General features: G+C 56.0%; 18 protein-coding genes. 7 read left to right on the plus strand and 11 right to left on the minus strand.

From position 1 onward, the window contains the following. Positions 1 to 27: 27 nt before the first annotated feature. Both ACSQ3H_RS20415 and ACSQ3H_RS20420 read right to left on the minus strand, forming a co-directional pair. On the minus strand, positions 28 to 1,317 hold the full coding sequence (locus ACSQ3H_RS20415; protein ID WP_436118726.1) for an alkaline phosphatase family protein: 1,290 nt from the start codon (positions 1,315 to 1,317) through the stop codon (positions 28 to 30). Between the two features lie 118 nt (positions 1,318 to 1,435). Next, complete coding sequence (locus ACSQ3H_RS20420; protein ID WP_436118727.1) at positions 1,436 to 1,885, minus strand: hypothetical protein; 450 nt, start codon at positions 1,883 to 1,885, stop codon at positions 1,436 to 1,438. Between the two features lie 539 nt (positions 1,886 to 2,424). Here ACSQ3H_RS20420 and ACSQ3H_RS20425 point away from each other — a divergent pair. Together ACSQ3H_RS20425 and ACSQ3H_RS20430 are read left to right on the plus strand one after the other, a co-directional pair. Next, a complete protein-coding gene (locus ACSQ3H_RS20425) occupies positions 2,425 to 2,787 on the plus strand; it encodes a hypothetical protein (RefSeq protein WP_436118728.1) in 363 nt (120 codons plus the stop codon). 224 nt (positions 2,788 to 3,011) lie between these two features. Beyond that, on the plus strand, positions 3,012 to 4,406 hold the full coding sequence (locus ACSQ3H_RS20430) for an aminotransferase (RefSeq protein WP_436118729.1): 1,395 nt from the start codon (positions 3,012 to 3,014) through the stop codon (positions 4,404 to 4,406). 196 nt (positions 4,407 to 4,602) lie between these two features. Here the strand turns inward: ACSQ3H_RS20430 and ACSQ3H_RS20435 are convergent, their stop codons facing one another. From ACSQ3H_RS20435 to ACSQ3H_RS20465, 7 genes are all read right to left on the minus strand, one after another. Beyond that, on the minus strand, positions 4,603 to 5,352 hold the full coding sequence (locus tag ACSQ3H_RS20435) for a polysaccharide deacetylase family protein (protein WP_436118730.1): 750 nt from the start codon (positions 5,350 to 5,352) through the stop codon (positions 4,603 to 4,605). A gap of 74 nt (positions 5,353 to 5,426) precedes the next feature. Further along, entirely contained in the window at positions 5,427 to 8,096 is a 2,670-nt protein-coding gene (gene ppdK, locus ACSQ3H_RS20440) for a pyruvate, phosphate dikinase (RefSeq protein ID WP_436118731.1), read from the minus strand. 146 nt (positions 8,097 to 8,242) lie between these two features. Beyond that, positions 8,243 to 11,701: a chromosome segregation protein SMC gene (smc, locus tag ACSQ3H_RS20445; RefSeq protein WP_436118732.1), complete on the minus strand. Its 3,459-nt coding sequence runs from the start codon at positions 11,699 to 11,701 to the stop codon at positions 8,243 to 8,245. An 84-nt stretch (positions 11,702 to 11,785) separates the two neighbouring features. Next, on the minus strand, positions 11,786 to 12,496 hold the full coding sequence (locus ACSQ3H_RS20450) for a DsbA family protein (protein ID WP_436118733.1): 711 nt from the start codon (positions 12,494 to 12,496) through the stop codon (positions 11,786 to 11,788). A gap of 138 nt (positions 12,497 to 12,634) precedes the next feature. Then, positions 12,635 to 13,135, minus strand: a complete 501-nt coding sequence (locus tag ACSQ3H_RS20455) for a DUF721 domain-containing protein (protein WP_436118734.1) — start codon at positions 13,133 to 13,135, stop codon at positions 12,635 to 12,637. Between the two features lie 30 nt (positions 13,136 to 13,165). Further along, positions 13,166 to 14,140, minus strand: coding sequence for an SDR family NAD(P)-dependent oxidoreductase (locus tag ACSQ3H_RS20460; protein WP_436118735.1), 975 nt, complete (start codon positions 14,138 to 14,140; stop codon positions 13,166 to 13,168). Between the two features lie 18 nt (positions 14,141 to 14,158). Next, positions 14,159 to 15,370: an O-antigen ligase family protein gene (locus ACSQ3H_RS20465; protein ID WP_436118736.1), complete on the minus strand. Its 1,212-nt coding sequence runs from the start codon at positions 15,368 to 15,370 to the stop codon at positions 14,159 to 14,161. Positions 15,371 to 15,588: 218 nt separating this feature from the next. Here ACSQ3H_RS20465 and mutY point away from each other — a divergent pair, with 218 nt between their 5' ends. Both mutY and ACSQ3H_RS20475 read left to right on the plus strand, forming a co-directional pair. After that, on the plus strand, positions 15,589 to 16,659 hold the full coding sequence (gene mutY, locus ACSQ3H_RS20470) for an A/G-specific adenine glycosylase (protein ID WP_436118737.1): 1,071 nt from the start codon (positions 15,589 to 15,591) through the stop codon (positions 16,657 to 16,659). Position 16,660: 1 nt separating this feature from the next. Then, positions 16,661 to 17,272, plus strand: coding sequence for an HAD family hydrolase (locus ACSQ3H_RS20475; RefSeq protein WP_436118738.1), 612 nt, complete (start codon positions 16,661 to 16,663; stop codon positions 17,270 to 17,272). Positions 17,273 to 17,346: 74 nt separating this feature from the next. Here ACSQ3H_RS20475 and ACSQ3H_RS20480 read toward each other — a convergent pair whose 3' ends face one another. Then, positions 17,347 to 18,480: a site-specific DNA-methyltransferase gene (locus ACSQ3H_RS20480; protein WP_436118739.1), complete on the minus strand. Its 1,134-nt coding sequence runs from the start codon at positions 18,478 to 18,480 to the stop codon at positions 17,347 to 17,349. Positions 18,481 to 18,831: 351 nt separating this feature from the next. Here ACSQ3H_RS20480 and ACSQ3H_RS20485 point away from each other — a divergent pair, with 351 nt between their 5' ends. Then, complete coding sequence (locus tag ACSQ3H_RS20485; RefSeq protein WP_436118740.1) at positions 18,832 to 19,518, plus strand: HAD family hydrolase; 687 nt, start codon at positions 18,832 to 18,834, stop codon at positions 19,516 to 19,518. 49 nt (positions 19,519 to 19,567) lie between these two features. Here the strand turns inward: ACSQ3H_RS20485 and ACSQ3H_RS20490 are convergent, their stop codons facing one another. Beyond that, complete coding sequence (locus ACSQ3H_RS20490) at positions 19,568 to 20,185, minus strand: hypothetical protein (RefSeq protein ID WP_436119516.1); 618 nt, start codon at positions 20,183 to 20,185, stop codon at positions 19,568 to 19,570. Between the two features lie 145 nt (positions 20,186 to 20,330). Between ACSQ3H_RS20490 and thrC the strand changes: the two genes are divergently transcribed. Both thrC and ACSQ3H_RS20500 read left to right on the plus strand, forming a co-directional pair. After that, positions 20,331 to 21,737, plus strand: coding sequence for a threonine synthase (gene thrC, locus ACSQ3H_RS20495; protein WP_436118741.1), 1,407 nt, complete (start codon positions 20,331 to 20,333; stop codon positions 21,735 to 21,737). Next, positions 21,738 to 23,033 (plus strand): M16 family metallopeptidase, encoded by a 1,296-nt coding sequence (locus ACSQ3H_RS20500; RefSeq protein WP_436118742.1) that lies wholly within the window; start codon positions 21,738 to 21,740, stop codon positions 23,031 to 23,033. Positions 23,034 to 23,048 lie beyond the last annotated feature (15 nt).

The following is a 23,048-nucleotide window of genomic DNA, read 5'->3' on the forward strand; positions in this document are numbered from 1 at the left end:
CTCCGAGCAAACCCGCCCGCCAGCGCTCTAGGGCGAGATGATGAGCATCGGGACGCGCACTCCCATCCCGACTGGCGAAACACGGTCAACCGAGATTTCCGAATTGAAATCGCGTGTCGCGCCCGAAGGCGTCAACTTGATGCCTGCCGAAACAAGTCCCATGTCTGCGTCCAAAGGCGCAACAGGTGGAAGCACATGGTCAAAAAAGCCGCCATTCTCGTCATAGGTGATCAAAAGGGCTGTCTTATGCCAGACTTCCTTATTGGCAAGGAGCGCGCGTAAAATTTCATTGAGATAGTACTCGCCGAAATGCGGCGGATATTTGGGGTGTTCACTGAAGGCTTCTAGTGGAACGATCCACGAGATTGCCGGGAGTTTATTGTCCAGTATGTCCTGCTCGAACTGCGATTTTGTATTGGCTTCTGTTCGCAAAACCGAGTTTACAGTCTGGTTCTTGATATTGATCGCAGTCCTCTGACTGAGCGGTTTCGACGTACCCCTGTACTGTTTGAAAAACTCGAGCGTGTTGTCGCCATAATTTCCGGCGAACGGATCGCCCGTCCATGTCAAGCCGTCCTGATAGAATTTCCAGTCGACCTTAAGCTCTTCGAGTTTTTCCGGATAGGTTTTCCAGTTCGGCCTACCGGGATCGTTATCCGGGAAACTGTTATCGTACGAGCTGAAATAGCCATTGGCGGTTTTGCCATTGCAGGTACCCGTCCAGAAATAACTGCGGTTGGGGTCGGTCGCGCCATTGTGCGAACAGAAATAGGCGTCGCACATGGTGAATGTCTTGGCCAATTTGAAATAAAGCGGAATATCAGCCTCGACATAATGCGCCATCGTGACGATGTCTTTATTCGGAATCCACTTGTCACTCAGGCCCCTGTTCCATGCGGCAAGCCCGTCATTATAGCCATGGGCCGGATCCTGCAGGAACACATTGCCCGCGTCCGTATCGGCGCTGGCGCCCTTGGGCAGGCGGTAAGGCCGTACTCTTTGGGCGGATGCATCGTTTTGCGGTTGATGCCAGATTGGCTCGCCATCCTTCATCTTCAAAGGCCGTGGATCACCGAACCCCCTCACACCGCGCAGTGTGCCATAATAATGGTCGAAGGAGCGGTTCTCCTGCATCAGGATCACCACATGTTCGATGTCCTTAAGCGAGCCTTTGGTGCAATGCGGATCAGCACTGAGCAGATCGTTCATAACTGTCGATTCCGCGAGCGCCTGTTGCATGTAGGTGGAACAAGCAGCATAAGCGGCCGCATTGGTGCCGGCTATCCCCAGCAGCTTGATAAAATCGCGTCTATCCATCGTTACTTCCTGAAAATTTATTGAATTTTTTCAATTCGAAAACTGAGAATCTGTTCAACCGTCGCGCCGAGATTAAAACCGTCACGGCCTAAGGATCGCTTTTGCCAAAACCATCAGCCTACTGACAAAGATCTTCTCTTGCTGCGCCCAGATCCGTTTTTGTGTCTGCAAGTTGCTTGGCAAGATCGGCTCTCACTATCTCCTTTGCCGCAAGCTGATCTGCGATGCTCTTCCTCTCGGTCTCCTTGGCAGCAAGCTGTCCAGAGAGGTTTTTCCTCTCGGTTTCCTTGGCAGCAAGATTGGCCTTTAGTGTCTCTCTTGTAGCCGGATCGATATTGGCCAACTTGAGTTCCGCCTTGAGGTCAGTCAATTCGGTGCCATTGGTCGCAAGCCGGTCGGTCAAGCTAATTCTGTCGATTTCATTTGTGGCCAGTCTTTGCGTCAAATCAGTCACCTCGGACTCCGCTTCGGCTAGCTTCGCAGCAAGCTCAGCCTTCTCGCCCTCCGCCGCAGCAAGCTTCTTCGCGAGGTCGGTGTTCTCGCTGTCCTTTGTGGTAACTGTTGTCACCAAGGCAGTGTTCTCATTGCTCCTCGCATCGAGATCCGCCTGAGCTTTGGCGAGCGCGTCTTTGGTGGCAGCGAGTTCGGCGGCCTACGTGTCGAACGTGGCCTGCGAGACATCAGGCTGCGTGGGTGTGTCGGAACCGTTGCATGAGGCGAGGAGGGGGATGGCAAGCGATAAAAAAATAAATCTGGATGAAAGAGTACGCAATTTAAACTCCGCAATCGAAAGGTAACCTAAAATATCGGGAGCAATAATGCTCTATTCTTATAATACTATAGTTTAATACATCAGCCATCGTGTAAATACGAAGATGTAATCTTTAATCAACTTCAGCGCATCAACACCAGCTGCACTTAACCTGTCAAGGTGACACTTCGATGACACTCTTGAGGAACCCCTTTTGGGTTCGTGCGTTTGCATCAGATATATGCCGTTTACACTTTATGAATGGATCGGGTGTCACAGTGCTGACATGATCGCCCGCCTGATTTGGGTAAAATTGTTGCAGGAAACAGAGGGCGGCGTGCAAGCCGCATTGTGAAATGAAGATTACGAGGCCGGACAATATGCCTGAGGCTGGCAAAGCGGTTTCGCTTGAAGTTGTGGAAATCGAGCTTGCGCTCGGTGCCCAGGACATTGTCGCCGACGGTTTTGAAGGCGCGCTGCAGAAGGCAGCCGACCTCGTCAATGGCGAAGTGATCTTCAATATCAGAGCACCGGAAAACAGCGATCAGCAGCGGATCGCCGCGATTTCCGTATCGGACGGTACGACCGACCAGACGGTGTTCGTGATGCTCGGCAATGATGGAACCAGTTTGACCGTCACCACGGATCAACCCGAGACCGCGCCTCCAAGCAAACTCGGTATGGATTTTGCCGCGCTCATCAAACGTTTTCGGACTTAGAGCGGCGCCATTGTATTCCGGCGAGGTTTTTGCACAACAATACGCGAAAATGGCACAAGACCTGGCGATTCCTACGCAAGAATGGTCGATTCCGGGATGCTTTTCTGCACCCTGAGTTGAAATTTTGGTTAGCAAGGTTGCAATAGACCTTTCTAACAGCGGCGCTTTGCTCTTTCAAACGCAACTGGCTAAAGTTGCGAATCTTTCAAAGCCGGAGTTACCAAATGGCGAATGGCCACCCCCTCACCAATGTCCAGCAGCGCGATATCAACGCGGTCCTGCATCCTTATACGCCCCTGCACAAGCTTCCGGAGATTGGCCCGCTGGTGATCGGGCATGGCAAGGGCATCTACCTCTACGACACCCAGGGCAAGGAATATATCGAGGGCATGTCGGGCCTCTGGTGCGCGGGTCTGGGCTACGGCGACGAAGAGATGATCGAGGCCGCCACCGAGCAGATGCGCACCCTGCCCTACTACCACCTCTTCGGCGGCAAAGGCATGGAGCCAGCCATCGAACTCGCTGAAAAACTTAAGGAAATCGCGCCGGTTCCGATTTCGAAGGTGTTCTATACCTCCTCCGGTTCCGAGGCCAACGACACGCAGGTCAAGCTCGCCTGGTACTATAACAACGCGCTTGGACGGCCGAAAAAGAAGAAGATCATCTCCCGCGTCAAGGCCTATCACGGCGTGACCGTCATGGCCGCTTCGCTGACCGGACTGCCCGGCAATCACAAGGGCTGGGACCTGCCGGTCGAGGGCATTCTGCATACGGATTGCCCGCATTTTTACCGCTTCGGTCTCGAAGGCGAAAGCGAGGCGGAATTCGTGACGCGCCTCGCCAAGTCATTGAAAGATATGATTGAACGGGAGGGACCCGAGACGATTGCCGCCTTCATCGCCGAGCCCGTCATGGGTGCTGGCGGCGTAATCGTCCCGCCATCGAGCTATTTCGCCGCCATCGAACCCATCCTGCGCGAGCATGATATCTTGATCATCGCCGACGAAGTCATCAATGGCTTCGGCCGTACCGGTAACTGGTGGGGCAGCCAGACCGTCGGCATGACACCGACGACGATTTCCGTCGCCAAGCAGCTGACCGCAGCCTATGCGCCGCTTGGCGCGGTGCTGGTGCCGGAGGATGTTTATCAGGCCTATGTCGACCACAGCGCACAGCTCGGCAGCTTCGGCCATGGCTTCACCTATGGGGGTCATCCAGTTGGTTGCGCGCTTGGCGTGAAGGCGATCGAGATTTACCAGCGCCGTAATATTGTTGAGGTTGTACGGGCACTTACGCCAACTTTCGAGGCGCGGCTCGCCAAGGTCAAGGACCATCCGCTGGTGGGTGAAGTGCGTAATTCCGGCCTGATGGGCGCTGTCGAACTCGTCGCCGACAAGAAGACGAAGCGCTCGTTCGATCCGGTGCACGGCGTCGCCGCACAGCTCGCAAGGTTCCTCGAAGGGCATGGTGCGGTGCTGCGCGCCCTTGGCGACTCCATAGCGTTCTGTCCGCCGATGATCATCACCGAAGACGAACTCAACGAGTTGTTCAACCGCTTCGAACTGGCGTTGGCAGATACCGAAGCACATGTCTCGAAGAACGGATTGCGGGCCCAATAATTTGAACTGATCAAGAAAAAGGGCGGTCAAAAGACCGCCCTTTTTCGTTTATTGTGTCGTGAGCGTAACGCTTTGTTTTGCCTGAGCTTTTAGCCGGACGTACGTGACTGGAAGGTCGTTGTGGAGCGGATCACGACCATGGGCCAAGTCACTGTATCAATTAGACGATGATTTCGGTAGCCGCATAAAGTCTGACTTAGACACCTTGGTGAACAGGCGTGTCCGACTCCTGGACATCTTCAAGACGGACAAAGCGGAAACCCTTCTGCTTTAGCGCCAGGACACCTTGAACGACACCGGCCCCGGCAACATGGGTCGGCTGGTTGATGTGGGCGATAATGACGTCACCGTCCTTGGCCGCTGCAATGCGTTTTTCTACCTGGCCGGCCATCAGCGAGGCGCCGACATCGGCGTTGAGCGAGTAGCCAGCAACGCGGTAGCCCATCTCATGGATCAATGCCATGGCATTGTCGCTGTAGCGGGCGGTCGCATCGCGGTACCAGACGGGTTTCGTTAGCGGAACAGCTGCCATCGCATCCACTCCACCCTGAATTTCGGCGCGGATCGCTGGCAATGAACCTGCCGTTTTCAAGCCGAACATCGTAGGCTGATTATCGATGGCCGGGACGTGGTCAAGTCCATGATTCTCAAGCTCAAACAGGTCCGGATGCGCTTTCATGATGGCAACCGCAGCTGCATTGCGCTTGAGCCAGCGCCCGGTGACAAAAATGGTGGCCGGGATGTTGTTCTCCACCAGCGCATTGAGGATACGCTGATCGGTCTGGCCGGAACAGGCATCCAGGGTCAATGCTACCTGCGGCGCCGCATCGCCGCCCTTGGCAATGAAAAGTTTTGGCTCGACAAAATGCGGATGCTCGCTGGCTGCGGCCACAACGGCGGAAGCGCCGAGGAAAAGTGCAGTGATAATTGCCGTTGCTGAACGCATGATTGTCGCCATGTCTTGAGGAATTTCGCGCGGACAGAGCGCGCGAAACCGAGCATATTTATGGCAGGCAAGCTTCAGGCGTTCTTCGCCTTTGCCGATGCCTGCGCTGCCGCAAGCCGCGCAATCGGTACGCGGAACGGCGAGCAGGAAACGTAATCGAGCCCCACATCCTCGCAGAAATGGATGGACGCCGGGTCGCCGCCATGTTCGCCGCATATGCCAAGCTTGATCCCGGGCCGGGTTGCCCTGCCCTTGTCGGCGCCGATCCGTACCAGCTCGCCCACCCCATCAATGTCGATCGACACGAACGGATCCTGCTCGATGATGCCCTTCGTCTGATAGGTCGTCAGGAAAGAGGATGCGTCATCGCGCGAAATACCGAATGTCGTCTGGGTCAAGTCGTTGGTTCCGAACGAGAAAAACTCGGCAACTTCGGCAATCGAGTGGGCTCGGATAGCGGCACGCGGCAGCTCGATCATTGTTCCGACCAGATAGTTGATCTTGATGTCAGCCTCTTTCATCACATCGGCAGCAACCGCATCGATGCGCGCCTTGACGAAATCGAGTTCGGCACGCAGCCCGACGAGCGGCACCATGATTTCCGGTTCGACCGGCGCGCCCGTCGATTTGGCCGCTTCGACCGCGGCTTCGAAAATCGCCCGCGCCTGCATTTCGGCGATTTCGGGATAGGAAATGGCGAGACGGCAGCCGCGATGGCCGAGCATCGGGTTGGTTTCGTGCAGGCTATCAGTTCGCTCGCGCAGCTTGTCGGCGTTGACATTCATTGCTGCGGCGACTTCGGCTATTTCTTCCTCAGTCTTCGGCAGGAACTCGTGCAACGGCGGATCAAGCAGACGGATAGTAACCGGCAGGCCATTCATTATTTCGAACAATTCCACGAAATCGGAACGCTGCATCGGCAACAGCTTGTCGAGCGCAGCGCGACGGCCTTTCTCGTTATCGGCCAGGATCATTTCGCGCATGGCGACAATGCGTTCGCCCTCGAAGAACATATGCTCGGTACGGCACAGCCCAATGCCTTCGGCCCCGAACGAGCGAGCCGTTCGGGCATCGACCGGCGTTTCGGCGTTGGCGCGCACTTTCATGCGCCGCGTCTTGTCAGCCCATTCCATGATCTTGCCGAAATCTCCGGAAAGTTCCGGCTGCCGCATAGGCACAGCGCCCTTCAGCACCTGACCGATGCCGCCATCAATGGTGATGATATCGCCCTTCTTCAGTACAACGCCCATCGCGAGCAGCGTCTCATTGCGGTAGTCGACTCGCAGCGAGCCAGCACCTGAAACGCAAGGCTTGCCCATGCCCCGCGCGACGACCGCCGCATGGCTGGTCATGCCGCCACGCGTCGTCAAGATCGCTTCCGCGGCATGCATGCCGTGAATATCTTCGGGACTGGTCTCAATGCGAACCAGAATCGCCTTTCGCCCCTCGGCCTTCAGCTGTTCTGCGTCTTCCGACGAAAAAACGATTTCGCCTGTGGCGGCGCCCGGAGACGCCGGAAGGCCAGTACCGATTACATTGCGTTGCGCACTTGGATCGATGGTCGGGTGCAGCAGTTGGTCAAGCGAAGCGGGATCGATGCGCAGGACTGCTTCCTCGCGCGAGATCAGGCCCTCTTCAGCCATCTCCACCGCAATTTTCAATGCTGCCTTGGCAGTACGCTTGCCGGACCGCGTCTGCAGCATCCAGAGCTTGCCGTTCTCGATGGTGAACTCGAGGTCCTGCATGTCGGTATAATGCTTCTCAAGCCGCTCCGACACCGCGCAGAATTCGGCAAATGCCGCCGGCATGATCTTTTCCAGCGATGGCTTGTCGGAGCCCGCGGCGATACGTGCGTCTTCGGTGATGTTCTGCGGCGTGCGAATACCGGCGACAACATCTTCGCCTTGCGCATTCACCAGGAACTCACCGTAGAGCTTCTTTTCACCGGTGGATGGATTGCGGGTGAAGGCAACGCCGGTGGCCGAACGATCGCCCATATTGCCGAAAACCATCGCCTGAACGCTGACAGCCGTGCCCCAGCCTTCCGGGATGTTGTGCAGCCGCCGATAGGTGATCGCGCGGGCGTTCATCCAGCTGGAAAACACAGCGCTGATTGCGCCCCAAAGCTGCTTCTCCGGGTCCTGCGGGAAAGGCTCCTCGAGCTCTTCTTCGATCTTGGCCTTGTAAAGGGCAATGACATTTTTCCAGTCGTCGGCGGTCAGCGCCGTGTCGACCTCTTGGCCGAGATTGGCCTTGGTATCTTCGAGTATCTCTTCAAATACCGAATGATCGAGCCCCATCACCACGTCGGAATACATCTGAATGAAGCGGCGATAACTATCATAGGCGAAGCGTGCATCGCCGGTTTCGCGGGCGATTGCTTCCACAGTCTCATCGTTGAGACCGAGATTGAGAACCGTGTCCATCATACCGGGCATGGACGCGCGTGCACCCGAGCGCACGGAGACCAGCAGCGGCTTTTCCCAGTCACCAAAATTGCGACCGGTGATCGCGGCAATATGGGCAAGGGACTTTTTTACATCCGCTTCGAGCGTGTCCGGATATTTGCGGCCATTGTCATAATACCAGCTGCAAACATCCGTCGTGATGGTGAATCCCGGTGGGACCGGCAATCCAAGCGCGCACATCTCGGCAAGATTTGCGCCTTTTCCACCTAACAAATTGCGATCACCGGCGGATCCTTCCGCCTTGCCGTCACCGAATGTATAGACCCATTTCACCATTGCAGCCTCCCTGCCGCTGAAGCACAAGAGAGGTCTACGCGATCAATTCGTCAAGCACCATCAAAAAATGCTGCATCGCAGCATTCAAATCGATTAGCAGAGTAAATCCGCATTAAGCTTTGAAATCCTTCGTCATTTGGAACCGATTAGCTCGCCTCTCTGAGCTGCTCTGCTGTCTGAAGATCGACGGAGACGAGCTGGCTCACGCCCTGTTCGGCCATCGTTACGCCGAAGAGACGGTTCATCCGCGCCATGGTGATTGGATTGTGGGTAATGACTACAAACCGCGTGTCCGTGGATGCTGCCATTTCATCCATCAGATTGCAGAAACGCTCGACATTATGATCGTCGAGCGGCGCATCCACTTCGTCGAGAACACAGATCGGTGCCGGGTTGGTCAGGAACACCGCGAAGATCAGCGCCATGGCCGTCAACGCCTGTTCGCCGCCGGACAGGAGCGTCATCGTCTGCGGCTTCTTGCCGGGCGGGCGGGCGAGGATTTCAAGGCCCGCTTCCAGCGGATCGTCGGATTCGATCAGCTGCAGTTCCGCAGTGCCGCCGCCAAAGAGATGCGTGAACAGGCGTTGGAATTGTACGTTCACCACTTCGAAGGCCGCCAGCAGCCGCTCGCGCCCTTCGCGGTTCAGACTCTGAATTGCCTGGCGCAGTTTCTTGACAGCCTCGATAATATCTTCACGTTCGCTGATGATCGCCTCAAGCCGTGCCGAAAGCTCTTCCTGCTCCTCTTCGGCGCGCAAATTCACCGCGCCGAGGCGTTCGCGCTCGATCTTCAGACGCTCCAGATTGCGCTCGATTGCGTCGACATCCGGCAGCGGATCGTCTGGGCCAAGCCCGGTCAGCTTCATCGCTTCATGCGGCGCGCAGTTCAGCGCCTCGACAATACGGGTCTCGGCATCCTTGCGGCGCTCTTGCGCGGCAGCCAGCCGTTCCTCGGCGCGTGCCCTGCCCTCGCGTGCAGTCGCTAGAGCCTGAATGGCATCGGTTGCGAACTGGTCCAGCTCCCGCTGCCTGTTTTCCGCAATAGCGAGCTTATCGGCCGCATCCTTGCGCAGCGTCTCTGCTTCGGACAATTGCGAAAGCAATGTGCGGTTGCGCTCGGCGAGTTCGTCAGGGGCATCAGCGAGATTTTCCGCCTCGCGTTCGGCTTCCAGACGACGTCCGGCAAGCGACTTGATCTGACGGTCCGCATTATCGGCGCGGTTGACCCAGCTCTTGCGTTCATAGCCGATCGCTTCGAGGCGACGCATGCGGTTTTCGGCTTCGCGGCGCAGACCATCATGAACGGCGCGCGCTTCCGCCAGCGCGGCACGATCCAGCGTGACTTCGCTCGTCAGATTGGCGAGGCGGATATTGACTTCCTCAAGGTCGGCAGCGCTCGCAAGCCGTGTTTCCGCTTCGACAAATTGTTCCTGCGTTTCCTCCAGAGTTTCGGCCAGGCGAGCCTTGCCCTCTTCAAGCGCGGCGCGACGGCTGGACAATTGCCCAGCGGCACGTTCGGCGGCAGCGAGTGCTTCACGAGCGTCGCTGACGGAACGTTGCATGCCACGCCATTGATCACGTGCAGTCCGCTCAGTTTCCACGAATTGGCGCACATCTGCTTCAGCGGCCACTATTCCGGCTTCTGCAGCACGCAGGATTTTCGTTGCCTCGACCACTTCAAGATCGAGTTCCGCCAGCCGGTTCTTCTGGGCAAGGCGCTGCGCAGCCGGCGTCGGTGCGTCAGCACTCGCCGTATAGCCATCCCAGCGCCACAACGCGCCGTCGCGGCTGACCAGTCGCTGACCCGGCTTCAGCGCAGACTGCAGCCGCGCCCCGTCTGCTTCACCGACAATACCGATCTGGGCGAGACGGCGCGCCAGTTGACGCGGGGCGCGGACAAATTCCGCCAAGGATTGAAGACCCGCCGGCAATGCCGGATCCTGACCCGAGCCATCGACTTCGCCCCAAAAAACGGGGGCGCTTTTGTCGACAGGCGCATCCAGATCCTCGCCCAAGGCAGCGCCAAGAGCGATTTCATAACCCTTTTCGACCTTGACCGCCTCCACGACGGCCGGAAAGAGGTCCGACCCGCCGACATTGATCATCTTGGCGAGCGTATTCGCTTCCGTCTCTATGCGACCCAGATTACTGCGCGCTTCCTGTAGCGGCCGGCGAAGTTCGGCCTCCCGCCGGCGCGCCGTTTCGACTGCAGTTTCAGCAGCGAGCGCAGATTCTTCCGCCTGCTCAAGGGCTGCTTCAGCGGCTTCCACCAGACCTTGTTTCTCAACCGGATCAGCCAACGCGCTGATTTGGGCTGCGACAGCAGACAGGTCGCGCTCCACATCGCTCATCTGACGCATGAGGCGTTCGCGCCGCTCAGCACTCTCGCGCAAGTTCCGCTCAACCTGCGCACGTTCGGCCGACGCTTCCGCGCGCTCGGCAGTAACCTTGGCTAGTGCTGCTTCGCTTTCTTTCAGTTTGGCGTCGGCACGCTCGAATTCGGCACGCGTTTCGATCTCGCGTTCACCAGCATTGGCATTTTCTTCGTTGAGCGATCGCTCCTCGGCGTCAAGACGCGCCAGTACATCGGCGTTATCGCGTACCATCTGCTCTTCGCGCGCAATATCGGAGGTGAACTGAATGAGGCGTTTTTCCAGTTCGTTCTGGCGCGCACGCATCCGCTCAGCTTCCTCATTGAGCTGCGACCGTGCGATGGTTAGACGCTGCAATATCGCCGCCGCCTTGGCTTCCGCCTCGCGCAAATCGGGCAATTTATGTGCGCCGATCGCCTGTTCCTTGGCGGCATTCATCTGCTTTTGCGCCTGATCACCGACGCTAGACGTCGCAACCGAGAGCGCCGATTGCGCTTCGCCTTCCTGCGCCTTGGCAACGGACCACTTCAGATGCAGAAGGATGGCTTCAGACCGGCGGATATCGGCGGACAGACTTTTGAAGCGATTTGCCTGACGCGATTGGCGCTTGAGGCTCTCGATCTGTGTTTCAAGCTCACCGACGACATCCTCAAGCCGTTCGAGATTCTGTTCCGCTGCCCGCAGTCGCAATTCAGCCTCATGGCGGCGAGTATGCAGGCCGGAGATGCCCGCGGCCTCTTCCAGCAGGGCGCGGCGTGCCTGAGGTTTCGCCTGGATTAGTTCGCCGATGCGGCCCTGCCCCACCATCGAAGGCGAGCGCGCGCCTGTCGATTGATCGGCAAACAGCAACTGCACGTCCTTCGCTCGGGCATCCTTGCCATTGATGCGATAAACCGAGCCGGCCTCGCGCTCGATGCGCCGCGAGACCTGAAGTTCATCCGCATTGTTGAACGCCGAAGGCGCGCTACGATCCTGATTGTCGAGGAAAAGCGTGACCTCCGCGGTATTGCGTGACGGGCGCGTCCCTGAACCGGAAAAGATTACGTCGTCCATGCCGGAGGCGCGCATGTTCTTGTACGAGCTTTCACCCATGACCCAGCGCAGCGCTTCAACGAGATTGGACTTGCCGCAGCCGTTGGGCCCGACAACGCCGGTCAGGCCGCTTTCAATGACGAATTCGGCGGGCTCTACGAACGATTTAAAGCCGAGCAGGCGGAGTTTGGTAAAGCGCATCAGACGCCCTTTCCATCAAACACCGCAAGTGCAAATGGTTGGATGGCGGACGCGACCAAGCGTCCGCCAGAAATCGGATGGCGGTTACTTAAGCAGTCCGTCGATAATCGCTGACATTTCGTCAACCGAAAGGGCTCCCGAGTATCTGGCGCCATTGATGAAGAATGTCGGAGTTGCATTCACCCCAAATTCATTGGCTCCGCGCTCACGCACAGCATTCACATCATCCAGAAGTTTTTGGTTCGTCAAGCAAGCCTTGAAGGACTCCTGTGTAAAACCGGCCAATTTGGAGATTTGCAGCAAAGGTTCTTCTGCATTTGCCGCTCCTGCCCACTGTTCCTGCTGTTTGAACAGAACTTCGACGAGCGGGTAGTAGCGGTCTTCCGGAGCGCAACGTGCCAGCATGAAGGCCGCGGCAGCGCGCGGGTCGAAGGGGAATTCGCGCAGAATGAGCTTTGCCTTGCCGATATCGATGTATTTTTCCTTGATCGTAGGCAACGTTGTCGTTGCGAAATGCGCGCAATGCGGGCAGGTCATCGAGGCATATTCGATGATCGTAACTGGAGCATCGGCCTTGCCCATCACGATATCCTTCAAGGTGCCGGGCGCAAGAAGCTTGGCCTGGTCGACCGTGCCCGCAGAAGGCGGGACTTTTACATCAGATGTACTCGGAACAGGAGTGGCGTTAGGTGCAGCATCTTCCGACCAAGCCTCCGTGCCGGCGGCCAAAGCGATGGCAGCCGTGGAAACAGCGGCAAGCGTCAGAATTTTTCTGCGGGTCAGCAATTCGGTCATAAGGATCACCTGTCTCCGGTGTTGACTATGGTATTGAGTGACTCGTTAGAGCCCCATGCCAGTTTCTTTAAGGCACAGTATGCGTTCTGTCTTTGAATTTTTCGTGATGCAACATCAATGAATTCATACCGATAAGAATTATCGTTTCATCTTTTCGGCGTGAATGCTTTGGCCCAGCCGCTGCAGCGCTTCGCGTAGACTGTCATCCTCGATCGGCTCGACCGAGCGACTGATCTTGTCAGCTGTTGCGGCGTCGACTGGCGGCAGGGTCCGGCGTTTTGCAACAGGTTGTTCGACCGGCTTCTGTTCGATCTTTATCCGGCCAACTGCTGCAAACCCCAGAAAGGCGTTGACGCGGCTGATGATTTCGCCTGTTTCGTGTTGAATTCGCATGGCCGTGAACCCCTGACAGGCGACCACGAGCGTTGCCGGCTGGAACGGGTCATCCTCATGCGCACGACGCGGCCAAAGAAACTTAAGCGGCCGGGATTGAGCGCCCAAGGCCGGTCCAACAACCTCTTCCCAAGCCTGAACAAGTTCGATGGTGATACCTGCCCGCTTGCGCAATACAGGATCCAGAATGCCTGCGGCGGGATCGGCAAGCGGCCGGAAGCCCCTTTTGCTGCGGTCATCGCTCATTGGACCGTCGCACCTGCTCCAGAGAAAGTATCAACGGCCATTATAGCCGCGAAACCATTCAACAAACAAAGGAATACCGTCTTCCAGCAAAGTCGTCGGCGAAAAGCCAAGGTCGCGCGAGGCCAGTTCGATATCGGCAAAGGTACGTTCAACGTCAGCAGGCGGCATCGGCTCAAATTGTTTGATTGCCTTGCGACCACAGGCCTCTTCGATGATTTCGATAAAACGCGTCAAAGCAACCGGCTTGTTGTTGCCGAGATTATAGACAGGCGCTGTTTCATCGGGATTCGCGAGAATGCGATTTATGGCCCCGTAGACGCCATTAACGATGTCATCAATGAATGTGAAATCGCGCTGCATATGGCCGTGATTGTAAACCTTGATCGGCTTGCCTTGCAAAATCGCATCCGTAAAAAGCCAAGGAGCCATATCCGGGCGACCGTAGGGGCCATAGACTGTGAAAAAGCGCAGGCCTGTCGAAGCAATCTTGTGCACGTGCCGATAAGAGTGGGCAAGAAGCTCGGCTGATCGCTTGGTCGCGGCGTAGACCGAAACGGGATGATCGACGGGATCGCTCTCGGAGAATGGTACTTTGGTATTGGCGCCGTAGACTGATGAGGAACTCGCGTAGACCACAGGAGGTCGCTTCGGCATTTTCAGCGCCTGCTCGAATATTGTCACCTGACCATGAACATTGGCATCGACATAGGCTGCCGGGTTTTCGACCGAGTAGCGTACGCCAGCCTGTGCTGCGAGGTGCACGATGATGTTTGCATCCGAATCGTGGCCTATTGCATCGGAAAGTTCGTTCTGATTGGCTATGTTCGCACGGAGAAAACGAATATTGGAGAGGCCATCCAGCGCGGAGAGCCGGGCCTCCTTGAGCGCTACGGGATAATAGTCGTTGAGATTGTCGATCGCGATAACGTCAAAACCTTCGCAGGCGAGCCGTTTCGCAACGTGAAATCCGATAAAACCAGCTGCTCCAGTTACGATGGCCTTCATAAACTACCCAACATCACTCTAATTGATCTTCGCCACGACCCGCGTCTCATCCAATGCCCCTAAAGCAAGTATGTCGTCTTCTGCACACGCTGCTACCTGCGGTATGGACAAATATGGCGATGTTCCAGCTATCCAGCAGATCATCAACGTGAGATAGATGAAGACCGCATCCGTCGCATCATGGCCGAACATGATACCCAGCATGCCCGTAATCACATAACTCGTCACCAGCAATAGAGAAATAGCGATTGCGAGATCGCGGCCCGGCCCGGGCTCCTTCTTGTGTGCGGCGATTATCGGAGATGCGAGAAGTCCGAGCACTGCCAGCACACCCAATATACCGCTATCGACAGCAGCGTTCAAAAGGCCGTTGTGAACGTGGGTAAAAGTCATTTTCTTGTCAGGAGGCAAATTCAGAATCTCGTTAACCCGGGACATGCGATTTTGCGGACCATAGCCGATCACCGGCGATGCCAGAAAAGCCCGCTTGGCGGCCGACCAGAGCATCAATCGCGCGTTGAGCGAATTGATACTGTCTGGCTGACGATCCAGTTGCACGATATCGCTTTCGAGCGCGTGATAACGCTCCGTCACCTTCATTGCTGCGATGGCGATGATGGCAACGATTATGACAGCGCCAACCACCTTCACGACATTGGTGATTGTCGGCAGGGTTTGTCCTCGCAAGTACCAATACAAGATGGCAAAGTGTAAAGGCATGACCAGCCAGGCTGAACGCGTGCCGGAGAGAAACGCACACACAAGACCACATGCAAAACCAGCAATTGCAATAAAGCGCTCGGTCCTGCTGTCTGAATGAGCATTGAGCAGTGAAATACTGCCAAACAACACTGTAAACAGTCCGAACACGGCGGCGTTGCCAGCGCCGCCTTCAGCTCGGGGGGACAAAAAGGCGATCTGGCCGATGCTGAATATGAGCGATCCGATCATGCCGATGCCGGCGCCTGTGATTAAAAAGGGAACAAGGCGGCCGGAAATGCTCACTCGAAGCCGTGGCAGAACAGTCCAGATCGCAAGGAACGGAATCATCTTGAGTAGAAACGTTCCACCCTTGGCCGGATTGGGATGCACCACCACGGAAAATATGGTCACCAGAACATAGAAGGTAAGACTCCAGGCGACGATCTTGTCGGTTTTGTTCATCTCGAACCGGAAACGTTTTGCCGCGAGTGAAAAGATTGCCCATAAAAGGGCACAGACCAAGGTCACGGAAGTTCCGCTTGCCAGCAGGCCAGGAAACAGCGCAAACACAAATGTAAAGAGGCGATTGTTGCGATCGATTCCGATAAAATGCCCCCTTGTGGGGAGCATTACCGCTTTGGCTAATTGATCTGGAAGCATCTAAGGTTCCGAATGATTATGAAATTCATGCTTGCAACCGTTTTTATAAGAACCGTCAATGCTTCGTGTACCGCAGTTTGGAATTGATGCAACCAATAACCGCCCGTCTACTGCTTTGGTATGATTCCCACCATCGAATTCTACCATGGCGCATTTCGCCGCGCGAGCGCCTCGCAGGCGTCACTGCCGATCCTTATCGGATCTGGCTTTCCGAAATCATGCTGCAACAGACGACGGTTGAAGCCGTTAAATCCTATTTCCGCTTTTTCATCAAAAAATGGCCAACAGTGGCAGATCTGGCCGCCGCCAACCAAGATGACGTTTTGCGTGCCTGGGCCGGCCTTGGCTACTATTCGCGCGCGCGAAACCTGAAGAAATGTGCCGATATCATCTGTGCGGAACATGGCGGGCGTTTCCCGTCCGATCTGGCCAGCTTGAAGTCGCTGCCCGGTATCGGCGATTACACAGCGGCCGCGATCGCCTCGATTGCATTTGATCTGCCCATGGCCGTCGTCGACGGTAATGTGGAGCGCGTCATCACCCGGCTCTATGCTCTGGCAACCCCTCTGCCATTCGCCAAGCCCGAAATCCGGATACGCATGCAGGCGCTTACACCTGATGAGAGATCGGGGGATTTTGCGCAAGCAATGATGGATTTGGGAGCAACCATCTGTACGCCCAAGCGGCCCGCATGCGTCATTTGCCCGCTCAACGACAATTGCCAGGCGCTGCGAACAACGGATCCGGAATTCTTTCCGGTCAAAGCGCCCAAGAAAGAGAAACCCGTTCGGGTTGGGGCTGCCTTCGTCGCTATTTCGAATGATGAGATTCATTTACGCAGCCGTGCAGAGACGGGACTGCTTGGCGGGATGGCGGAAGTTCCGACGACGTCGTGGAATGCACGTCTGGATGGGGAAACCGAATTGGAGGCAGCTCCCTTTCCGGCGAACTGGATCGCCGCCGGCAACATCACCCATGTTTTTACGCATTTCGAATTGCGTCTTAAAATTTACACAGCCCATGACGTAGAGAAAAAGGCTGTCGCCGGTGGCTGGTGGGTCAAAGTCGAAAAACTCGAGGGCGAAGCGTTGCCCACGGTCATGAAAAAGGCCATTGCTGCCGCCATTCCGGACGCATTCGCAAGGAGAAGTAAATAGAATGACACGAGTGAAGCATATCGTTTTCGACATTGGCATGGTTCTAATTCACTACGACCCGCATGCAGCCTTCCTGAACGTCATTCCCGATGCCACTGAACGCAAATGGTTCTTCGACAATGTCTGCACTCATGAATGGAACATCGAGCAGGATCGCGGACGGAAGTGGTCGGAGGCAGAGGCTCTGCTGATCGCCGATTTTCCCGACCGCGAGCACCACATCCGCGCGTTCCGGCAGAACTGGCACATGATGGTACCGCATTCGATCGATGGCAGCGTTGAGATCATGCGCAAGCTGATCGCCGATGGGCACGACGTCACGATGCTAACCAATTTCGCCTCGGACACTTTGCGCGAGGCTTGGGAACGGTATCCGTTCTTGACGGAAAGCCGCGGCGTTACGATTTCCGGCGATATCGGCCTGATCAAGCCGGACAAGGCAATCTACGATCACCACGTCGCTAGTTTTGATCTTGAACCTTCCGAGACGCTTTTCATCGATGACAGCGCCAAAAATGTTGCCGGCGCCAAAGCTGCGGGTTGGCAATCGGTGCAATTCATCGATCCTGAAACGCTAAAGGCGGATCTGAACAATCTCGGAATTCGCGTCTGATCTCAGGTAAAAGGCAAAACGCCCGAGGCATGCCTCAGGCGTTTCCAATTCCTGACGATGCCATACCGCCAAATCTAGCCGCCTGCGGAAACCATGCCGGTGCGTACCTGCTTACGCAGTTCGTCGATCGGCTTGAGCACGCCCTCATCCTCGAAGTGCCAGAATGTCCAGCCGTTGCACGCGTCGAGCCCCTGCACTTTCGCACCCATGCGGTGAATGGATCCGGCTTCGCCACTGGTGGTTACAGTTCCATCGGCACGCACAATAGCGGCGTGGCGCTTGCGCGCATCGCTCAGGATCGCACCGGGTTTCAACATGCCGGATTCGACAATGCTGCCGAAAGCGACACGCGGTTCCGCGCGCTTGCTGGTCATGACGGTGAGTTCGGCCCCGCCTAGTGCATCCACCGCAGCGATGCGAGCCGTCGCAGCATCGATATATTTCTGTTCCCGTTCGATGCCGACAAAGTGGCGTCCGAGCCGTTTTGCGACGGCGCCGGTGGTTCCCGATCCAAAGAACGGATCGAGAATGACATCCCCTGGCTTCGATGAAGCCATGAGAATCCGGGCCAGCAAGGCTTCCGGTTTCTGGGTTGGGTGTATCTTGTCGCCATTCTCATCTTTCAGACGCTCCGAACCGGTGCAAATCGGGAAAAGCCAATCCGAGCGCATCTGCAGATCGTCATTGGCTGCCTTCATGGCTTCATAATTGAACGTGTAGCCCTTTGATTTCTGATCGCGCGATGCCCATATCATGGTCTCGTGGGCGTTCTGGAACCGGCGTCCGCGAAAATTCGGCATCGGATTGTTCTTGCGCCAGATGATGTCGTTGAGCATCCAGAACCCGAGATCCTGCATTGTCGCTCCGACACGGAAAATGTTGTGATAGGAGCCGATTACCCAGATCGTGCCGTTCGGCTTCAGCACACGGCGGCATGCCAGAAGCCAGGCGCGCGTGAACGCGTCATAGGCCTGGAAGCTTTCGAACTGGTCCCAATGATCGTTGACCGCATCCACCTTCGATTGGTCCGGGCGATGTAGATCCCCCTCGAGCTGAAGATTGTAGGGCGGGTCGGCGAAGATGATATCGATCGAATGATCGGGCAAACGGTTAAGGGCGGCGACGCAGTCGCCTTTGAGAATGGTGTCAATCCAGGAAGATTGCGGCGCTGCCTGAGGCAGATCATTCACGAGACGTACTACGGACATTTGATACTCGATTACTGGAGACGCGTTACATAGCGGTATGGTTACCGCACACGGTAAATATCGCGTTAAGAGCCCTTTGGGAAAGTCGCTGCGGCGAGGCATATGGCGTGGTTTTCGAGAACCGGAGCGCAGCGTACTCAAGTACGTGAGCACCGGACGCGCAGAAAATCGCGTCAGATGACCGCCGCAGTAGAGTTTCCAAACGGGCTCTAAGCGCAAATGAAATTGCATCGATGAAAGTAGTGCTTGTCTTTGACGCAACGGCCATAAGCGTGTAGTCGATGCCCGACATCCCCCAAAAAGACCAGAGCCGCTACTGTTGCGGCACTATTTTACGAACAGGTATGACTAATGGAACCACAGCTCATTATTTTCGACTGCGATGGCGTGCTTGTCGATTCAGAAATTCTTGCCGCCGAAGTCGAATCTCAGCTGCTGACGCAGTCGGGCTACCCCATCGAACCGGAAGACATCGCAGAACGGTTTGCCGGCTTGACATGGACGGATATCCTGCTTCAGGTCGAGAAGGAATCCGGCATTCCGATTTCAGCCTCTTTGATCGAGGAATCGGCGCGGCAAATGGACTACAAGCTGCGCAACGAACTCAATGTCATCGAGGGTGCCGAACAGGTCATCGCCGCTTTGAAGTATCCGAAATGCGTCGCATCGAATTCGCTTAGTTCATCATTGAAGATGATGCTCGAACAGAACACGCTCTACGATCTTTTCGCCCCGCATATCTTCTCGGCCCGTGAAGTCGGGGCGCAGAAACCTAAGCCTGCCCCTGACGTTTATCTGTTCGCCGCAAAGCAGTTCAACATAGATCCTGCTCGCGCCATCGTCATCGAAGATTCGAGCCACGGTGTTCACGCAGCAAGGGCTGCTGGCATGCGGGTGATTGGTTTCACCGGCGGAGCTCACACATATCCGGGGCATGCCGACAAGCTCACCGATGCTGGAGCCGAAACGGTGATCAGCCGTCACCGCGACCTGCCGGCAGTTATCGAAGCGATGACGGTTTGGTCCGAAGCGGTCTGACTCAAACGGCGCTTAGGCAAAAAAGGGCTGGCGTGATGCCAGCCTTTTCTCACTGTGTTTTCGGCTTTGATTTTGAAGCCGTGCTTGCCGGACCTTCGTCGAAACCAATAAACACTTGAATGTTTTGCGCCGTTGGCTTTGGGAAGCTCACATTAGGATCGTTGAAAACGAACTGCGTGGCAGCACTGCCGTCCGTGGCAGAGATCGCCTGCTTGTGCAGTGTCGAGTACAGAACATTTGTTCCTTGAATGACTGCGACACGGATAGGTACTGTGATTGTGCCGGGCGTGAATTTGGCGCCAGGCACAAGCTTGCCCGCAACAGCCACATTCATGGTCATGGTGCCATCGCTTGACTGGCACGACCGTGTTTGGTTCGAGATAGAAGCTTGATAGATCAGGTTCTCAGGCGTCTTGTCAGCCGATTTTCCATAATTTGTCAGGACCGAGGTCCCTTCGCGGATCGTCACCGTGGGGCAGAACGCTGTCAATTCGGACGCTGTTATGCGTTTTTGTGCTTCGGCGGTGGCGAGCGCCTGCGGACTGTTCGGGTCGTCCTTGTTGCTGCCGCTGGTAGAGCATCCTGCAAGACCGACGGCAAAAATCATTGCACAAACCGGGGCGCAAAGTTGATAGAAGGGCAGAGATTTTTGTGTTTCTGACTTCATGAACTGAACTTTCCTTGAAGAACGAACCTTGACGAACGAGCGTGTTCTATACCAACGGTAACGAAATAATGCGACGGGGCATTGCAGCCTTTTTTTGACAAGGGCAGTGACGGCACTATTGAGCAAAGTACATGAGGCGACCGAGATGAAATATGTAAGTACCCGTGGAGAAGCGCCGGTTTTGGGCTTTTCCGATGCGCTTTTGTCCGGTCTTGCCCGTGATGGCGGACTTTACCTTCCGCAAGAGTTTCCACAGTTTTCCGCCGCTGAAATCCGCTCGCTGCGCGGCAAAACCTATGCGGAAATCGCCATTCAGGTTCTGACGCCATTTATTGCCGGCGATATAGATCAGGCTGATTTTGAGAAAATGGTGCATGAAGCCTACGGCACATTCCGTCACGAAGCGGTCTGCCCCCTGGTGCAGACCAGGCATAATGAGTTTGTTCTCGAGCTTTTCCATGGGCCGACCCTCGCCTTCAAGGATGTGGCGATGCAGCTATTGGCGCGGCTGATGGATTACATCCTGACCAAACGCAACGAACGCGCCACCATTGTCGGTGCAACTTCCGGCGATACGGGCGGCGCAGCCATCGAGGCATTTGCCAACCGGGATCGCACCGATATCTTCATCCTGTTTCCGCACAACCGCGTTTCGCCCGTGCAGCAGCGGCAGATGACGACATCGGCAGCATCGAATGTCCACGCGCTGGCCGTCGAAGGCAATTTCGATGATTGCCAGTCTCTGGTCAAAGGCATGTTCAACGACTTGGCCTTTCGCGATTCCCTTTCCCTATCGGGGGTCAATTCGATCAACTGGGCACGGATCATGCCGCAAATCGTTTATTATTTCACGGCTGCCGTTTCGCTCGGAAGCCCGGAGCGCCCGGTATCCTTTACCGTTCCGACTGGCAATTTCGGCGATATTTTTGCGGGTTACGTTGCCAAGCGCATGGGCCTTCCGATCGACCGTTTGGTCATTGCGACCAACGATAACGATATTTTGACCCGCACGATCGAAACGGGAATTTATGAAACCCGGGGCGTACTGCACACCACCTCGCCGTCGATGGACATACAGGTTTCATCGAATTTCGAGCGTTTGCTTTTCGAAGCGCATGGGAGGGACGCCACTGCTGTGCGTCGCTTGATGGACGGGTTGAAGCAATCAGGCAGCTTCACGATTTCCGACACTGTGCTTGCCGCAATCCGCGCCGAATTCGATGCCGGGCGTTCTACCAAGGCTGAAACGGACGAGGCAATCGCAAATGTTCTGAAGCAATCCGGCTATCTTCTTGATCCGCATTCGGCCATCGGACTGAAAGTTGCGCGGGAGCGGGTCGGGCGGGAAACGCCAAGCGTCGTACTTGCCACTGCTCATCCGGCGAAATTTCCCGATGCCGTCGAGGCGGCGAGTGGCATTCATCCTGACCTTCCGCTCTGGCTGGGCGACCTCATGCAGAGAAAAGAACAGTATACGGTACTTCCCAATGACCTTAAAAGTGTGGAAGAGTATGTGAGCCGACATTCAAGAGCGGCGGGTAAGGAGCATTGAATGGGCGTTGAAATCAGTCGCCTCTCCAACGGTCTGACGATTGCGACAGAGACAATGCCGCATCTGGAGAGTGTAGCCCTTGGCATCTGGGTCAAGGCAGGGTCACGAAATGAGGCGAACAACCAGCACGGTATAGCCCATCTTCTCGAGCATATGGCTTTCAAGGGAACTGAAAATCGTTCTGCCTGGAAAATTGCAGCCGACATTGAAGATGTAGGCGGCGAAATTAATGCGGCCACCAGCGTCGAGACTACATCCTATTATGCGCGCGTCTTGCGCGATGATATGCCTCTGGCAATCGATATTCTGACCGACATCATGACCAGTTCGAAGTTCGACGCTGACGAGCTCGAGCGCGAAAAAAACGTCGTCATGCAGGAAATCGGAGCGGCTCACGATACGCCTGATGATGTTGTGTTCGACCGCTTCACGGAAGCAGCCTTTCAGGAACAGACAATCGGCCGAACCATACTTGGAACACCGGAAACCGTACAATCCTTCTCTTCCGCCGACCTTCGCCGCTATATGGACGAACAATATAGCGCCGAGCGCATGGTCGTCGCCGCCGCAGGTGGTGTAAAGCACGATGAATTCGTGCGCGAAGTCGAGAAACGTCTGGGTTCGTTCCGCACAAAATCCACGGCACCAGAACCCGATCTCTCGCATTACGTCGGCGGCGATTTCCGCGAACAACGCGATTTGATGGATGCCCAGGTCGTCATCGGCTTTGAGGGACGTGCCTACCACGTTCGCGATTTCTACGCTTCGCAATTGCTGGCCATGATCCTGGGCGGTGGCATGTCTTCCCGTCTTTTCCAGGAAGTGCGCGAGAAACGCGGATTGTGTTATTCGGTTTACGCATTCCACTGGGGTTTTTCCGATACCGGCGTTTTTGGCATCCATGCCGCAACCGGCCGCAACCATCTCAAGAAACTCGTCCCGGTTATCATCAATGAACTACACCAGGCAGCTCAAAACATCAGTCAGGAAGAACTGAATCGGGCACGAGCGCAGTATCGTGCCAGCCTGTTGATGTCGCACGAAAGTGCTGCGAGCAGGGCCGGACAGATCGCGCGCCAGATGCTGCTCTACGGGCACTCCGTCTCGACCGAAGAGCTCGTCGAACGACTGTCAAAGATCACGACGGAACGATTGACCGATCTTGCCGGGCGTCTTTTTCTGGACACGACGCCAACGATAGCTTCCGTCGGTCCGGTCGGTTCACTGATGAAATTTGCCGATGTCCGTCGGGGGCTTACTTCTGTAACAGCAAGTCCCCGAAAAATCGCTGTCTGACGGCAAGGCAAGGCC

This window comes from Phyllobacterium sp. LjRoot231 (assembly GCF_964253365.1).
GTDB lineage: Bacteria > Pseudomonadota > Alphaproteobacteria > Rhizobiales > Rhizobiaceae > Phyllobacterium.

Bases quoted from the DNA above. Each gene is read 5' to 3' on its own strand.
- thrC (WP_436118741.1), top strand. From the start codon at position 20,331: ATGAAATATGTAAGTACCCGTGGAGAAGCGCCGGTTTTGGGCTTTTCC.
- ACSQ3H_RS20485 (WP_436118740.1), top strand. From the start codon at position 18,832: ATGGAACCACAGCTCATTATTTTCGACTGCGATGGCGTGCTTGTCGAT.
- ACSQ3H_RS20425 (WP_436118728.1), top strand. From the start codon at position 2,425: ATGAAGATTACGAGGCCGGACAATATGCCTGAGGCTGGCAAAGCGGTT.
- ACSQ3H_RS20415 (WP_436118726.1), bottom strand. From the start codon at position 1,317: ATGGATAGACGCGATTTTATCAAGCTGCTGGGGATAGCCGGCACCAAT.
- ACSQ3H_RS20450 (WP_436118733.1), bottom strand. From the start codon at position 12,496: ATGACCGAATTGCTGACCCGCAGAAAAATTCTGACGCTTGCCGCTGTT.
- ACSQ3H_RS20475 (WP_436118738.1), top strand. From the start codon at position 16,661: ATGACACGAGTGAAGCATATCGTTTTCGACATTGGCATGGTTCTAATT.
- mutY (WP_436118737.1), top strand. From the start codon at position 15,589: ATGCAACCAATAACCGCCCGTCTACTGCTTTGGTATGATTCCCACCAT.
- ACSQ3H_RS20435 (WP_436118730.1), bottom strand. From the start codon at position 5,352: ATGCGTTCAGCAACGGCAATTATCACTGCACTTTTCCTCGGCGCTTCC.
- smc (WP_436118732.1), bottom strand. From the start codon at position 11,701: ATGCGCTTTACCAAACTCCGCCTGCTCGGCTTTAAATCGTTCGTAGAG.
- ACSQ3H_RS20455 (WP_436118734.1), bottom strand. From the start codon at position 13,135: ATGAGCGATGACCGCAGCAAAAGGGGCTTCCGGCCGCTTGCCGATCCC.
- ACSQ3H_RS20460 (WP_436118735.1), bottom strand. From the start codon at position 14,140: ATGAAGGCCATCGTAACTGGAGCAGCTGGTTTTATCGGATTTCACGTT.
- ACSQ3H_RS20500 (WP_436118742.1), top strand. From the start codon at position 21,738: ATGGGCGTTGAAATCAGTCGCCTCTCCAACGGTCTGACGATTGCGACA.
- ACSQ3H_RS20480 (WP_436118739.1), bottom strand. From the start codon at position 18,480: ATGTCCGTAGTACGTCTCGTGAATGATCTGCCTCAGGCAGCGCCGCAA.
- ACSQ3H_RS20490 (WP_436119516.1), bottom strand. From the start codon at position 20,185: ATGAAGTCAGAAACACAAAAATCTCTGCCCTTCTATCAACTTTGCGCC.
- ppdK (WP_436118731.1), bottom strand. From the start codon at position 8,096: ATGGTGAAATGGGTCTATACATTCGGTGACGGCAAGGCGGAAGGATCC.
- ACSQ3H_RS20430 (WP_436118729.1), top strand. From the start codon at position 3,012: ATGGCGAATGGCCACCCCCTCACCAATGTCCAGCAGCGCGATATCAAC.